Raw genomic sequence first — 13763 nt, forward strand, 5'->3', positions numbered from 1 at the left:
AAAGGGTGCATCCGCCTACCGGGCCTATCTCGGCAGCCCGCACGGACGGCTACGCCTGGAGGTCATCTGGCACCAGCTCGCGGGGGGCCGGAGGCCCTGAGGGCCGACGGGACACGGATGCGGATCGCGGTGGTCATTCCTGCCCTCGATGAGGAGGCGGCCATCGGCGAGGTCGTCCGCGAGGTGCCCCGGAACCTGGTCCGGGAGATCATCGTGGTGGACAACGGCAGCGTGGACCGGACAGCGGCGGCGGCGCGAGCCGCCGGGGCCCGTGTCGTCTCGGAGGCGGTGCGGGGCTACGGCGCGGCCTGCCTGGCCGGGGCCCTGGCGGCCCGGGAAGCCGACGTGCTCGTCTTCCTCGACGGCGACCGGAGCGATGATCCGGCCGACATGGCGCGCGTCCTCACGCCGCTGCTCGAGGGGCGAGCCGATCTGGTCCTCGGCTCGCGCCTCTCGGGCGACCTGGAGGCGGGCGCGCTGAGCCCGCACCAGCGCCTCGGCAATCGACTGGTCACCTTCCTCCTGCGGCTGCTGTACGGCCTCCGGCTCACCGACATCGGCCCGTTCCGGGCCATCCGGGCGGAAGTCCTGCGGGGCCTGGGGATGGAGCAGAAGACCCACGGCTGGCCCGTGGAGATGATCGTGAAGGCGGCCCGGCGGGGCTACCGGGTCGTGGAGGTCCCCGTCCGGTGTCGCCGGCGGATCGGCCGGTCGAAGGTGGGTGGCACACTGCGCGGGAGCCTGCTGGCGGGCTATCGCCTGCTCTCGACCACCCTGCGGTATGCCTGGAGGAGGTAGCGCGATGGCATTCTCCGTCGGCCTCGGCCTGACCAACGAGTGCAACCTCCGCTGCCCCCACTGCTACCGCCCGGACATGCTGGTCGAGCGCCTCTCCCTCCGGGACGTGCGGCAGGTGTGCGAGAGCATCCCCGTCCGCTCCCTCAACCTTGGGGTCGGAGAGAACGGCCTGCACCCCGAGTACCACGCCATCCTGGACTACGCGGCCGCGCGGGGGATCACGGCCAGCATCACCTCCAACGGCCTGAGCATCGACGTCCTCCCGGACGATGCCGTCCGGCGGTTCCACAGCGTGGAGTTCTCCCTGGATTTCCCCACCGAACGCGAGCACGATGCCTTTCGGGGACGGGGGAACTGGCGGACCGTGATGGCTGCCCTGGAGCGGTGCGCCACGCTGGGGGTGCGGGTCACCGTGACCGCCGTGATGATGAGCATCAACTTCGAGCAGCTGCCGGCCGTCGCCCGGGTCGCCGCCGCACGGGGCGCCAGGCTGCGGGTGAACGTCTATCAGCCGGCGAAGACGGACCGATTCACCCTGACCTACGCGCAGTTCTGGGACGGGTTCCGGCGGCTCCTCGGCGCCACCCGGCTGGTGGCGACGACCGAGCCGGTCCTGGCGGCGGTTCTCGGCATCGAGGGGTTCGCGGGGCCGGGGTGCGGCCGCTCCACGGTCCGCGTCGCCCCGGACGGCCGGATCCTCCCGTGCACCTACTGGCCGCACAGCCGCCTGACCCTCGCCGATCTGTGCGCGCTGGGGGAGCGGATCGTCGAGGCGCCCGAGTTCCTGGCGGCTCGCCGGATCCCCGCCGCCTGCGACGGGTGTCCCTGCCGGGGGGGCTGCGCGGGTCGGCGGGCGCTGGTCGGCAGCCTGGACGCCCCCGATCCCTACTGTCCCTTCGCCCGGAAGGACCGGATCGCGCTCTCCTGCGAGCGGGCGGTCGGGGAGGACCTGCCCAAGGTGGGCAGCGCCTGCACGACCGTGGTCTCCGCGGGCTAATGCAAAAGACATGAATGGTGTGACACACGGTCCGGGTGGCGCCGGATGCCGCCCGAAGGCCCCCGGTGCGGAGGGGGGGCCCATCGGCTCTGGGCCGATGGGGGGAACCACGGGAGGGTTCCCCAGGGGGGCCGGGGGCCGGGGCGGCGCCGGCGACAGGACCCGGACGGTGTCATTTTCATTCTATCGTTTGTATTAGCCTGCTGCCCGGAGGAACGAGATGGGCGAGCCGAAGCGTCCCCCCGTCGCCGCGACCCTGCCCCGGACGCTGTACCTCGAGACGACCAACCGCTGCGACTCGAAGTGCCAGACCTGCATCCGCACGTTCCTCACCCTGGAGCCGCCGAAGGACCTCACCCTGGCGGAACTCACGAGGATCGTGGAGCAGTTCCCCGCCCTAGACCGGGTCGTCCTGCACGGCATCGGCGAGCCGCTCCTCAACCGCGAGCTCTTCGCCATGATCGCCTACCTCAAGGGTCGGGGCGCGGCGGTCCTCTTCAACTCCGACACCATCGGCCTGACCCCGAAGCGGGCCGTCCGGCTCGTCGAGAGCGGGCTGGACGAGTTCCGGGTTTCCCTCGACGCGGCCAGCCGGGAGTTGTATGCGCGGGTCCGGGGGGTGGATCGGTTCGACCGGGTCGTGGAAAACGTGCGAGACCTGGTGGACCTCAAGCGGCGGATGGAGCGCCAGTCCCCCCGGGTCTCCCTCTGGTTCACGGCGATGAAGGTGAACCTGCACGAATTGCCCGCCCTGGTCCGGCTCGCCGCCGCGATCGCCGTCCCGGAGGTCTATGTTCAGCGCCTCGTCTTCACCGGCCACGGGCTGGCCGTCCAGGAGCAGTCGCTGCACGGGGGGCTTTACGAGCGGCAGGAGGCCCTGATCGTCGAGGCAGAGGGTCTCGGCCGGACACTCGGGGTCGCGCTCAAGGCGTCGGGGCTCACCACCCCGCTGGAGAGCCTCCGGGGGACGGAGGCGGGCAGGCGCCCCTGGTCCGGCTGCCAGCGCCCCTGGACCGTGAGCTACGTGACCGCCAACGGCAACGTCCTGCCCTGCTGCATCGCCCCCTGGAGCGCGAAGAACTACCGGGGGGCCGTCCTGGGGAACGTCCTCGAGCAGGAGTTCGCGGCGGTCTGGAACGGCGAGCGCTACCAGCAGTTCCGGACCGATTTCGAGAGCGATGTCCCGCCCGATCCGTGCCGGGGGTGCGGGCTGCGCTGGAGTATCTGAGGGGAAGGAGGCGTGAGGATGCAGAGCGACCGAGTCGGCATTGCGACCCGCGGCCCCCTCTGGCCGCTTGCCCTCTTCCGGATCGCTTTCGGGCTCCTGTACCTGGACATGGCCTGGCAGAAGGCCCCCTGGGTCATCACGGACGGGCACCGGTTCGGCTGGCTGCACGGGTTCATCGAGAAGGAGATCGCCCACCCCACTTTCGGATGGTACACGGCGTTCCTCCAGGGGGTGGTGCTCCCCAACTTCACGCTCTTCGGGATGCTCACGTTCCTCACCGAGCTCGGCCTGGGGGTGCTCCTGCTGTTCGGGCTCCTGACCCGCCTGGCCGGCCTCGGGGGCTTCCTCTGGCAGGTGAACATCGCGCTGGGGGCGTTCAACGTCCCCGGGGAGTGGGGCTGGATCTGGGTCCTCCTCACCCTCCCCCAGTTCTGCTTCGCCCTCTGCGGGGCCGGGCGGGTCCTGGGGCTCGACCGGGTCCTCGAGCCGGCGCTGCGCCAGCGGGCGGCGGACGCGGCCTGGGCGCGCCTCCTGCTGCGTGCCGTTTGAGCGGAGAGGAGGGGATGGGCGACGTCTGGCGGGTCCGGATGCTCGTCGGGGGGCTCGGGGCTCTCAGCCTGCTCGGCTACGCGCTCGGCTTCCCCTGGGTGCCCGGCGCCGGGCCGGAACCCCTCGTCGCCTTCGTCGCCCTCTCCCTGGGTCTCTTCCTTCTCTATCTGCTGACAGCGTGGGTGGTGGTGCGTCGCCGGTCCGCGGACCGGGTCCTGCTCGGCCTGATCCTCGGGTTCGGTTTCCTTTTCCGGCTCGTCCTGCTCCCGAGTCCGGTGGTCCTGTCTTCGGACCTCTACCGCTACTTGTGGGACGGGCGGGTCCAGCGGGCCGGGATCAATCCCTACCAGTATCCGCCCGCCGCTGAGGCGCTCGCCCCCCTCCGCGATCCGGCCGTTTTCCCCCACATCAACCGGCCGGACAAGCCAACCATCTATCCGCCAGGAGCGCAGGTGCTGTTCGCCGCCCTCACGGCCATCGCCTCGGACAGCATCCTGGGGTGGAGGCTCTTCTTGCTCGGATGTGAGGTCGTCACGGCGGTGCTCCTCCTTGGGCTGCTCCGCCGGATGGGGGTCCCCCCGAGCGGGGTCCTTCTGTACGCGTGGGCGCCGCTGGCCGTCTTCGAGGGGGTGCAGGCGGGGCACCTGGACGCGGCCCTTCTGCCGGCGCTCCTCCTCGCGCTCCGGTGGCGGCAGGAGGGACGGGGGGTGCCGGCCGGTGCGGCCCTGGGGGTGGCCGTCCTGCTGAAGTTGTACCCGGCGGTCCTGCTTCTCGCCTGGTGGCGGCGCGGCGAGTGGCGGTTCCCGGCCGCCTGCGCAGGCGTGGTGGCGGCGGGCTACTTCCCGTACCTGGCGGGGGCGGGGAGCGGTGTCACCGGCTTCCTCCCGGAGTACTTCGGGAGCGCCGAGGACTTCAACGTGGGCCTCCGCTTCTTCCTCAGCCAGGGCATCGGCCTCGGCGGCGAGGTGGCGCGGGGCGTGGTCATGCTGCTGCTCTTCGGGCTGCTGGCCGTCGTCCTGCTGCTGATCGCCTGGCGGCGCACCGAGGATTTCGCCGGGATCTTCGGGGCCGCGATGGGGGCTGCGGCCGCCTACCTCCTCTTCGTGCCGACGGCCATGCATCCGTGGTACGTGCTGTGGATCCTCCCGTTTGTTGCGGTCCAGCCCTCCGCGGCGTGGCTCTACTTCAGCGGGGCCGTCGTCCTCTCGTACCTCAAGTACGCCTGGGAGCCGGCGGGGCTCCCCCTCTGGGTCCGGGCGGTGGAGTTTCTCCCCCTCTACGGCCTCCTCGCCTGGGAGTGGGGCAGGGGCCGCACCGGGCTCTTGCCCGGAGCCGCCGGCCCGGAGCCCCGGACGCTCGGCCTGCGCGGGCACAGGCCGGTGGGACAGCCGCCATGCCCGTGATCCTCCAGGCCCTCGTGGGCCTGCTGTACCTGGTGACCCTCGTCGGCCTCTTCCTGTACGGCCTCAACGCCTACGTGATGCTGGCGGTGCACTGGTGGCACCGGCGCCGGGCCGAGGCGGCGCCGCCACCGCCGGCTCCCGCGGTCTGGCCCGTGGTCACGGTCCAGCTCCCGCTCTACAACGAGCGGTACGTGGCCCGCCGCCTGCTCGAGGCTGTTGCGCGGTTGGATTATCCGGCGGACCGGCTCGAGATCCAGGTACTGGACGACTCCACCGACGAGACCAGCGGGGTCGTCGCGGAGTGCGCCGGCCGGCTCCGGGCGCAGGGGCTCCGGGTCGCCCATCTCCGCCGCGCCGTGCGGACCGGCTTCAAGGCCGGCGCCCTCGCGGCCGGGTGCGCGGAGGCGCGGGGGGAGTTCCTCGCGATCTTCGACGCCGACTTCGTCCCCCCGCCCGACTTTCTCGAGCGGACCATCCCGCACTTCGCCGAGCCGGGCGTGGCCGTCGTCCAGACGCGCTGGGGGCACCTCAACCGGGACTACTCCCTCCTGACCGTGGCCCAGGCCCTGGGGATTGACGGCCACTTCGGCGTCGAGCAGGCGGCCCGCTGCTGGGGGAGGCTCCTCCTGAACTTCAATGGCACCGCCGGGGTCTGGCGCAAGGCGGCCATCCTGGACGCGGGGGGGTGGGCCCACGACACCCTGACCGAAGATCTGGACCTCTCCTACCGGGCCCAGCTCAAGGGGTGGCGCATCCTGTACCGGCCCGACCTCACCTGCCCGGCGGAGCTGCCGGTCCTGGTGACGGGGTTCAAGTCCCAGCAGCGGCGGTGGGCGAAGGGCTCCATCCAGACGGCGATGAAGCTCCTCCCCGCCGTCCTCCGGGCGCCGCTCCCCGCCTGGACCAAGTACCAGGCCTTCATTCACCTGACCTACTACATGATCCATCCCCTGATGCTGACCGGGGTCCTCCTCTCGGCACCGCTCCTTGGCCTCCGGGACGTGACCCCCCCGCCGTCAGTCCTGCTGGGGCTGAGCCTTGCCTTCGGCCTTGGCATCTTCGGCCCGGGTTGCATGCTGGGTTACGCCCAGCGCGTCCTGGAGCCGGCCGGGGGGCGGCGCCTCTGGCAGTTGCCGACGATCATGGTGATCGGGGTGGGGGTGGCGTGGAGCACCAGTCTGGCCGTCCTGGGGGCCTTTCGGGGGAGGGCGCGGGAGTTCGTCCGGACGCCCAAGTTCGGGATCGGCGCGGGCGGCGGGTCCTGGCGGGGGAAGGCCTACGGGGGCGGGCGCCCGTGGGGCGGCCTGGTGGAGATCGGGCTCGGGCTCTACTGCGCGGCCACCGCAGCCTCCTTCTGGCAGCAGGGGCACTACGGGGCCCTGCCGTTCCTCGGCCTCTACGCGGCCGGGTTCCTGACGGTGGGCGCCCTCACTGTCCTCCAGACGGTGGCCGGAAACCGGGTCCCGCTCGCGGCCGCGGAGGGGGGCCGGATCAGCGCGGGGAAGGCGGCCTGAGGGTCGCGCGGGCCGACGCGGGAGTCACGGAATGAGGAGCGGACGGATGCGAAGACGCGGTACGGGGGTGGCCCTCGTCGTGGTGGCCCTGCTGGCCGGGGGGGCCGTCGGGGCCGTCCTGGCGCAGACGGCGCCGGTCCCCCCGGCCGCCCTCGCCCCCCTGGCCCAAAGCCACTGGCCCAAGTACCGGCACGACCTCTGGAACACCGGCCGGAGCGCCGTGAGCGGCCCCCGGACGGGGGCGCTGAAGTGGACCTTCTCCACGGGGCGCGCCGAGCAGAACGGCGGCATCGAGACCGACCCGGTGATCGGTCCCGACGGGACGGTCTACCTCGGGGCCAACAACGGGATCCTCTACGGCCTCGACCCGGAGAGCGGCGAGATCCGCTGGGCCTTCCCGACCGGGTTTGACACCTTCGGCATCTACTCGACCCCGGCCATCCTGCGGGACGGGACGGTCGTGTTCGGGGCGAAGGACGGAAAGGTGTACGGCGTCCGGCCGCCGCCGGCCGGCATCCTCGGGGAGGTGGGGTGGAGCGTGGACCTGGGCACCGGGGTCCAGACGTCCCCGGGGGTCGGCCTCGACGGCACGATCTACCTCGGGGCGGACGACTGGCGGCTCTACGCGATTGCGCCCCCCGCGGGGACCGGGCCGGCCCGGATCAAATGGCACTTCCAGACGGGGGGGGACATGCTCTCGTCGCCGGCCGTCGGCCCAGACGGGACCGTCTACTTCGGCTCGATGGACGGGACGGTGTACGCCCTCCAGGAACCGGCCGCCGGCCAGCGGGAGCCGACCGTCCGCTGGACCTTCACCAGCGGCAGCCGGGGGAAGACGGGAGGGTTCGAGAACGCCCCGGCGCTGGACGGGACAGGGCGCCTCGTCATCGGCGGCAATGACGGCCTCGTCTATGTCCTGAACTCCGCCACCGGCGAGCGGCTCTGGACGTTCAAGACCCAGTTCACCGAATACGCGATCTTCTCCTCCGCCGCGCTGGGCCCCGACGGGACCATCTACCTCGGCCCGAAGGACGGGTACCTCTACGCCCTCCGGGAGGGGCGGGGCTTCTTCGGCGCGCGGGGGCGGGTCACCTGGCGGTACCGGATCGGGACGACCATCGAGACCTCGCCCGTCCTGGCGCCGGATGGGACGGTGTACCTCGGCGCCGACAACGGGAAGATCTACGCGATCGCGCCCCCGGCGTCCGGGGAGACCGGCCGGCTGCTGTGGGAGTTCCAGACCCGAGGGACCCTGATCTCCTCGCCGGTGATCGGCCCGGACGGCTCCCTCTACAGCGGGTCCATGGATGGGAAGGTGTACGCCTTCCACGACAGCAAGCGGGGCCGGCCGGCGCAGGGTCCACTCAGCGGGACCTGGTACGGCACCATGACCTCGGGCGGGGAGGTGCAGCGGCTCGCGCTGGTGCTGGCCCAGCGCGGGAGCACCCTGGACGGGATCCTGCGCCTGCAGTCCACCCTGGCGGGCGGCTTCCGGGGGACGCTCGATGGGGAGCGGCTCCGCTACACGGCTTCCCTGCTCGGGGACTGCCGGGCCGAGTACCGCGGGGAGGCGTCGGCGACGGCCCAGGAGATCCGAGGCACCTTCGCGGTGACCGATTGCGCCGGCCGGGCCGTCCGGGGGGCCTTCCGCGTGACCCGGTGATCCGGGAGGGGGGCGTGCGCGGCGGCGTGGAGGGCGGGAGGCGGGGGGCGCTCCGGTGTCTCCTCGCGCTCACGCTCGCGCTGGCCGGTTGTCCGCTGGCCCGAGAGGTCCCCCGGGTGGCGACGGTCCCGGTCGGGCAGTGGCCGGAGGACGTCGTCTTTGACCCCGGGTCGGGCCTCCTGTTCGTGGCCGACGAAGGGAGCGCGACCGTCACTGTCCTGCGCTCCGGAGGGGAGCGGGTCGGGACCGTCCGGCTCGAGACCCGGGCGCGCCACCTGGCGGTGGATGAGGGGATCGGGCTCCTCTACGCCCCCAACGAGGGGAGCGGGTTCGTGGCGGCTTTCGGCACGCGGGACCTCGCGGAGCGGTTCCGCGTCCCGGTGGGGAGGCACCCCCACGGGATCGCCGCCGACCCGGCCTCGCATCGGGTCTTCGTCGGCAACGAGGCGGAGGGAACCCTCACAGCCTTTGACGGCCGGACTGGCCGGGTCCTCTTCACGGTGGCGCTGGGGCCGGGCCCCGGCGGGGTGGCCGTGGACCCCGGGACGGGGCGGGTGTTCGTGGTGAGCGTGAAGGAGGATCGGGTGGCTGTGCTGGACGGGGCGCGCGGGACGGTCCTCGCGCAGCTTCCCGTCGGGCGGGGCCCGACGCACCTCAAGGTCAATCCCCGGACGGGGCTCGTGTACGTGCTCAATACCGAGGCGGGCAGCGTGAGCGTTCTGGACGGCCGCGCCGGGCGGGTGCTGGCCACCCTCGCGGTCGGCGCCTACCCGATCGGGATCGCGCTGGACGGGACCGCGGGCCGGGCCTACGTGGTGAACAACCGGGGGAACACCCTCGCCATCCTCGCGGAGGCGTCGCTCGCGGTCGTCGCGACGCGGCGGATCCCCCGCAACGTCTCGAGCGCGGCGCTGGACCCGGAGGCCGGCCTGCTCTACCTCGCCCTCAAGAGCGAGGACCGGGTCGCCGTGGTCCGCCTCCGCGACCTCTGAGGGAGCGCGGCAGCATGGGGCCGCTTGCGGTCGCGATCATGGCGAAGGCGCCGCGGGCCGGGGAAGTGAAGACCCGGCTCTGCCCTCCCCTCTCCGGCGCGGAGGCGGCGGAGCTGTACCGCTGCTTCCTCCTCGACAAGATCGAGCAGGTGCGCTCGCTCCAGGGGGCCCGCCCGGCCATCGCCTACACTCCGGAGGAGGGGCGCGCGTTCTTCGAGGCCGTCGCCCCGGACTTCCGACTGCTCCCGCAGCGGGGCGAGGACCTCGGCGCCAGGCTGGCGGGCACCTTCGCCGCCCTCTTTGCGCAGGGATACGCCGGGGCCCTGGCGATCGACAGCGACACGCCCACCCTGCCCCCCGGGCTGCTCCAGCAGGCGGTGGACCTGATCGCCGGCCCGGCGGCGGACGTGGTCCTGGGGCCCTGCGAGGACGGCGGCTACTACCTCGTCGGGCTGCGCCGGCTCCACCGGCAGCTCTTCGAGGGCATCGCCTGGAGCACGGATCGGGTCCTCCCCGAGACCCTCCGCCGGGCGGAGGGGCTGGGGCTCACGGTCGCGTCCCTCCCCACCTGGCTGGACATCGACACCCCCGAGGACCTGGAGCGGCTCCAGGTGTCCCTCGCGCGCACGGAGACGGACCTTCCCCGCCACACGCGGGACTTCTTCAGGGAGCGGCCGAGATGACGAGGCTGTCCGAGCGGCCCTGGAACACCCTCTCGAGCACCCCCATTTACCACAACCGGTGGCTCGCCCTCCGGGAGGACCTGGTGGAGCTTCCCGACGGGCGGACCACCATCTACGGCGTGGTCACCTGCGGGGAGTGCGTGGGCATCCTTCCCTTCCTCGACCCCGACACGGTCCTCCTGGTCCGGCAGTACCGCTACGTGGCCGGCCGGATGACCTGGGAGATGCCGACGGGAGGGGTGCACGCCGGCGAGTCGGTCGAGGAGGCAGCCCGGCGCGAGTTGGCGGAGGAGATCGGCTACCGGCCCGGGCGGCTCACCCCCCTCTGCACCTACCACACCAGCAAGAGCGTCCTGGACGAGACGGCCCACCTGTTCCTCGGGGAGGGCATGGAGCGCCTGGCGCTCCCGCCGGATGAGACCGAGTTCATCGAGGTCCGCCCCTTTCCCTTCGCCGAGGTCCTCCGCATGGTCCTGGCGGGTGAGATCCTGGACGGCATGACGATCGTCGCCGTCCTCCTCGCCGCCCGCGGGCGCGCCGGCCGCCCCTGAGGCGGCCCGGTGCACCCCCGACCGGGGGCCGGGTCAGTCGGCCCGCGGGCCCGGGTTGCCTTGTCCGGGCGGGGAATGGTAAGGTACCTCTGGCCTTGCCTCCTCTGCTGGCCCGCGGGGCGCATCGCCTTCCCCCGCGTAATTCGCTTGTCTTTAGCCCATCGGAGACTATAATGAGGGCGCTCAGCTCATGTGGGGCGGACAGGATCGGGGGGCGAGGACCGTTGGGGACGGCGGGCGGTTGGCGGCCCGCTGATTTCATTATGACGTCCGAGAGGGGCCCCGGGGGGTTTCCACCGGCTTCCCTTCCTGGGGCGCGGTGGGGCGTGGCCAAACGGTAAGGCGCGGGACTTTGGATCCCGTATCTGGAGGTTCGAATCCTCCCGCCCCAGCCAGGGGCCGCGGGCGGGGGGGAACGCCCGGCGGGGGCGCGGGGGGGTGACGGTGAGCCGACTGATCCTCTTCACGGGGAACGCCAATCCCCAGCTCGCCCAGGAGATCGCCGACTACCTGGGGATGCGCCTGGGGCAGGCGGAGGTTTCCCAGTTTTCCGACGGGGAGATCTTCGTCCAGATCGAGGAGAACGTCCGGGGGGCCGACGTCTTCGTGATCCAGCCGACCTGCCCGCCGGTGAATCAGAGCCTCATGGAACTCCTCGTCATGCTGGATGCCCTGAAGCGGGCGTCGGCCCAGCGGATCACCGCCGTCCTCCCCTACTACGGCTACGGCCGCCAGGACCGGAAGGTGCAGCCCCGGGTCCCCATCTCGGCCAAGCTGGTCGCGGACCTCGTCACGGTGGCGGGGGCGCACCGGCTCCTGACCATGGACCTGCACGCCGGCCAGATCCAGGGGTTCTTCAACATCCCGGTGGACCACCTCTTCGCCGCCCCGGTGTTCCTGCGGTACTTCCAGGACCGGCAGTGGAAGGACGCGGTGGTGGTCTCCCCCGACGCCGGGGGGGTGGAGCGGGCCCGGGCCTTCGCCAAGCGGCTCGGAACCTCTCTGGCCTTCATCGACAAGCGCCGGACCGGAGTCAACGAGGCCAAGGTGATGCACATCGTGGGGGATGTGGCCGGCAAGGATGCGATCCTGGTGGACGACATGGTGGACACCGCCGGGACCCTGACCCAGGCCGGCGCCGCCCTGAAGGAGCAGGGGGCTCGCCGCATCTACGCCTCCTGCACCCACCCGGTCCTCTCGGGGCCGGCCGTGGAGCGGATCGATACCTCCGGGATCGAGGAGGTGGTGGTGACCAACACCATCCCCCTGGACGAGCGCCGCTCCTCGAAGAAGATCACGGTCCTCTCGGTGGCCGCCCTGCTCGGGGAGGCCATTGACCGGATCCACAAGGAAGCGTCGGTCAGCAGCCTCTTCGTGTAGGGGGAGGGAGTATGGAGTTCGTGGACCTGATCGCCGAGCAGCGGACGGAGCGGAGGAAGGGGGCGGCCAAGCGGCTGCGCCGCACGGGCCGCATCCCCGCCGTCCTGTACGGGGAGGGGGAGCCCCTGTTGCTGAGCGTCAGTCCCAAGGCGCTGCAGGGGGCGTTAGAGGCAGGGGAGAACGTCATCATTAATTTGCAGGTGAAGACGGACGGGGGGGTGGAGAGCCGGAAGGTTCTCGTCAAGGAGCTCCAGACCGACCCGGTGCAGGGGGTCCCGCTGCACGCCGACTTCCTGGGCATCTCGATGACGCGGGCGATCGCAGTGAAGGTCCCGGTGGAACTGACGGGGACGCCCGTGGGGGTCACCGGCAAGGGGGGGATCCTGGAGCACGCGCTCTGGGAGCTAGAGGTCAGGTGCCTCCCGGCCGCGATCCCGGAGCGGATCACCCTGGACGTGAGCGCCCTCGATCTCGGCGACGCCCTCCACGTAAAGGATCTGCAGGTTCCCGAGGGAGTCGTGGTCGAGGCCGACCCCGGGCAGGTGGTGGCCATGGTCTCGGCGCCGCGGGTGGAGGCGGAGGAGCCGGTGGCGCCGGAGGTGCCCGCAGAGCCGGAGCTGGTGGGGCGCAAGGCGGAGGCCGAGGAGCCCGAGGGCGAAGAAGGGGCGAAGGAGCCCGCGAAGAAGGGCGCCGCTCCCCCGAAGGCGGAGGCGGCGAAGAAGCCCGAGGCGGCGAAGAAGCCCGAGCCGGGCAAGAAGGCGGAGGCGCCCCGGAGAGAGAAAGAGAAGGAAGGGAAATAGGCGGGCCCGCGGGTGTGGCTGGTGGTGGGCCTGGGGAACCCGGGGCGAGAGTACAGGGCGAGCCGCCACAATGTCGGGTTCCGGGTCCTCCAGGCGGTGGCGGCGGCCGCCGGGGTTTCTTGTCGGCGGCGGCGCTTCGACAGCGGCTTCGGGACGGCCACGCTGGCCGGCGTACCGGTCACCCTCGTTCTGCCCCAGACGTACATGAACCGCAGCGGGGAGCCGGTTCGGGCCTGGATGGAGTATCTTCAGCTCCCACCGGAACGCCTCCTGGTCATCCACGACGACATCGACCTGCCGCTCGGCCGGCTGCGGGTCATCCGAGAGGGGGGACACGCCGGCCACAAGGGGGTCCGCGCCATCCAGGAGGCGCTGGGCACGGAGGCCTTCCCCCGCCTGCGGTTGGGCGTGGGGCGGCCCCCGGGCAAGCTGGAGACCCCGGAGTACGTCCTGGGGACCTTCGCCCCCGACGAGAGGCAGGTCGCCGAGGAGATGATCGCGCGGGCCGCCGAGGGGGTCCTCCTCATCCTGGGGGAGGGCCTGGCGGTCGCCATGAACCGGCTCAACGTCCGACCGCCGAGCGGGCCCCCCGGGGCGGTCGAGGGCGAGGGTCAGGAGGGAAGGTGAGCGGGATGCGGAACTACGAGGTGATCGTGGTCTACGACCCCGCCCTATCGGAGGAGGCGGTCGAGGGGGAGATCGAGCGCCTGAAGGGACTGATCGGGAGGGAGGGCGGTCAGGTCCAGGATCTGCAGAAGTGGGGAAAGAAGCGGCTGGCCTACGAGATGAAGAAGAAGCGGGAGGGCGTATACGTCCTCTGCCGCTTCACGGCGGCCCCGGCCGCTCTCGTGGAGCTGGAGCGGAACCTGAAGATCAGCGAGCCCGTGCTGCGCTATCTCTCCGTCCGGGTGGAGGAGCCGAGGGCGCGGCGGGCAGCGGCACCGGAGAAGGCCCCGGCGGCCCCCATCGCCGAGGAGGCGTCCTAGATGGCCAACTTCAACAAAGTGATCCTCATGGGCAACCTCACCCGGGACCCCGAGCTCCGCTACACCCCCAGCGGCGCCCCGGTCTGTTCCTTCGACCTGGCGGTGAACCGCTCCTACACCACCCAGGCGGGGGAGCGGCGCGACGAGGTCTGCTACGTCACCATCGTCGTGTGGGGGAAGCAGGCCGAGACCTGCGCCGAGTACCTGAAGAAGGGCCGG

15 protein-coding genes and 1 tRNA gene are annotated in these 13763 nt (G+C 71.9%); all 16 read left to right on the forward strand.

The features are described from left to right. The first annotated feature begins 117 nt into the window (after positions 1-117). Positions 118-798: a glycosyltransferase family 2 protein gene (locus VGT06_03475; GenBank protein HEV8662192.1), complete on the forward strand. Its 681-nt coding sequence runs from the start codon at positions 118-120 to the stop codon at positions 796-798. 4 nt (positions 799-802) lie between these two features. Beyond that, entirely contained in the window at positions 803-1795 is a 993-nt protein-coding gene (locus VGT06_03480; GenBank protein HEV8662193.1) for a radical SAM protein, read from the forward strand. A gap of 220 nt (positions 1796-2015) precedes the next feature. Then, on the forward strand, positions 2016-3023 hold the full coding sequence (locus VGT06_03485; protein ID HEV8662194.1) for a radical SAM protein: 1008 nt from the start codon (positions 2016-2018) through the stop codon (positions 3021-3023). A gap of 18 nt (positions 3024-3041) precedes the next feature. Next, the gene (locus VGT06_03490; GenBank protein ID HEV8662195.1) at positions 3042-3572 is read left to right on the forward strand and encodes a TQO small subunit DoxD; all 531 of its coding nucleotides are present in this window, start codon (positions 3042-3044) and stop codon (positions 3570-3572) included. 14 nt (positions 3573-3586) lie between these two features. Further along, positions 3587-4975 (forward strand): glycosyltransferase 87 family protein, encoded by a 1389-nt coding sequence (locus tag VGT06_03495; protein ID HEV8662196.1) that lies wholly within the window; start codon positions 3587-3589, stop codon positions 4973-4975. Continuing rightward, on the forward strand, positions 4966-6489 hold the full coding sequence (locus VGT06_03500) for a glycosyltransferase (protein HEV8662197.1): 1524 nt from the start codon (positions 4966-4968) through the stop codon (positions 6487-6489). The genes VGT06_03495 and VGT06_03500 overlap by 10 nt, the downstream gene beginning before the upstream one ends. 46 nt (positions 6490-6535) lie before the next feature. Beyond that, entirely contained in the window at positions 6536-8152 is a 1617-nt protein-coding gene (locus VGT06_03505; protein ID HEV8662198.1) for a PQQ-binding-like beta-propeller repeat protein, read from the forward strand. A gap of 14 nt (positions 8153-8166) precedes the next feature. Next, positions 8167-9144, forward strand: a complete 978-nt coding sequence (locus VGT06_03510) for a YncE family protein (GenBank protein HEV8662199.1) — start codon at positions 8167-8169, stop codon at positions 9142-9144. Between the two features lie 14 nt (positions 9145-9158). Next, positions 9159-9827, forward strand: coding sequence for a TIGR04282 family arsenosugar biosynthesis glycosyltransferase (locus tag VGT06_03515; protein ID HEV8662200.1), 669 nt, complete (start codon positions 9159-9161; stop codon positions 9825-9827). After that, positions 9824-10378, forward strand: coding sequence for an NUDIX hydrolase (locus VGT06_03520; protein ID HEV8662201.1), 555 nt, complete (start codon positions 9824-9826; stop codon positions 10376-10378). Before VGT06_03515 ends, VGT06_03520 begins: the two co-directional genes overlap by 4 nt. Before the next feature lie 320 nt (positions 10379-10698). Next, a tRNA-Gln gene (locus VGT06_03525) sits at positions 10699-10773 on the forward strand. Positions 10774-10822: 49 nt separating this feature from the next. Further along, the gene (locus tag VGT06_03530; GenBank protein ID HEV8662202.1) at positions 10823-11758 is read left to right on the forward strand and encodes a ribose-phosphate pyrophosphokinase; all 936 of its coding nucleotides are present in this window, start codon (positions 10823-10825) and stop codon (positions 11756-11758) included. Positions 11759-11769: 11 nt separating this feature from the next. Then, entirely contained in the window at positions 11770-12558 is a 789-nt protein-coding gene (locus VGT06_03535) for a 50S ribosomal protein L25 (protein ID HEV8662203.1), read from the forward strand. A 12-nt stretch (positions 12559-12570) separates the two neighbouring features. Further along, complete coding sequence (gene pth, locus VGT06_03540) at positions 12571-13185, forward strand: aminoacyl-tRNA hydrolase (protein ID HEV8662204.1); 615 nt, start codon at positions 12571-12573, stop codon at positions 13183-13185. 5 nt (positions 13186-13190) lie between these two features. After that, complete coding sequence (rpsF, locus tag VGT06_03545) at positions 13191-13544, forward strand: 30S ribosomal protein S6 (protein ID HEV8662205.1); 354 nt, start codon at positions 13191-13193, stop codon at positions 13542-13544. Then, positions 13545-13763 (forward strand): single-stranded DNA-binding protein (gene ssb, locus VGT06_03550; GenBank protein HEV8662206.1); only part of this gene is annotated, 219 nt, incomplete at its 3' end.

Origin of the sequence: Candidatus Methylomirabilis sp. (assembly GCA_036000645.1) — a bacterium.
In the GTDB taxonomy this organism is placed as follows: domain Bacteria; phylum Methylomirabilota; class Methylomirabilia; order Methylomirabilales; family JACPAU01; genus JACPAU01.

Coding starts and splice junctions, on each gene's coding strand:
- VGT06_03515 (HEV8662200.1), top strand. CDS start 9,159: ATGGGGCCGCTTGCGGTCGCGATCATGGCGAAGGCGCCGCGGGCCGGG.
- VGT06_03475 (HEV8662192.1), top strand. CDS start 118: ATGCGGATCGCGGTGGTCATTCCTGCCCTCGATGAGGAGGCGGCCATC.
- VGT06_03480 (HEV8662193.1), top strand. CDS start 803: ATGGCATTCTCCGTCGGCCTCGGCCTGACCAACGAGTGCAACCTCCGC.
- VGT06_03495 (HEV8662196.1), top strand. CDS start 3,587: ATGGGCGACGTCTGGCGGGTCCGGATGCTCGTCGGGGGGCTCGGGGCT.
- VGT06_03505 (HEV8662198.1), top strand. CDS start 6,536: ATGCGAAGACGCGGTACGGGGGTGGCCCTCGTCGTGGTGGCCCTGCTG.
- VGT06_03535 (HEV8662203.1), top strand. CDS start 11,770: ATGGAGTTCGTGGACCTGATCGCCGAGCAGCGGACGGAGCGGAGGAAG.
- VGT06_03485 (HEV8662194.1), top strand. CDS start 2,016: ATGGGCGAGCCGAAGCGTCCCCCCGTCGCCGCGACCCTGCCCCGGACG.
- VGT06_03520 (HEV8662201.1), top strand. CDS start 9,824: ATGACGAGGCTGTCCGAGCGGCCCTGGAACACCCTCTCGAGCACCCCC.
- VGT06_03500 (HEV8662197.1), top strand. CDS start 4,966: ATGCCCGTGATCCTCCAGGCCCTCGTGGGCCTGCTGTACCTGGTGACC.
- rpsF (HEV8662205.1), top strand. CDS start 13,191: ATGCGGAACTACGAGGTGATCGTGGTCTACGACCCCGCCCTATCGGAG.
- VGT06_03490 (HEV8662195.1), top strand. CDS start 3,042: ATGCAGAGCGACCGAGTCGGCATTGCGACCCGCGGCCCCCTCTGGCCG.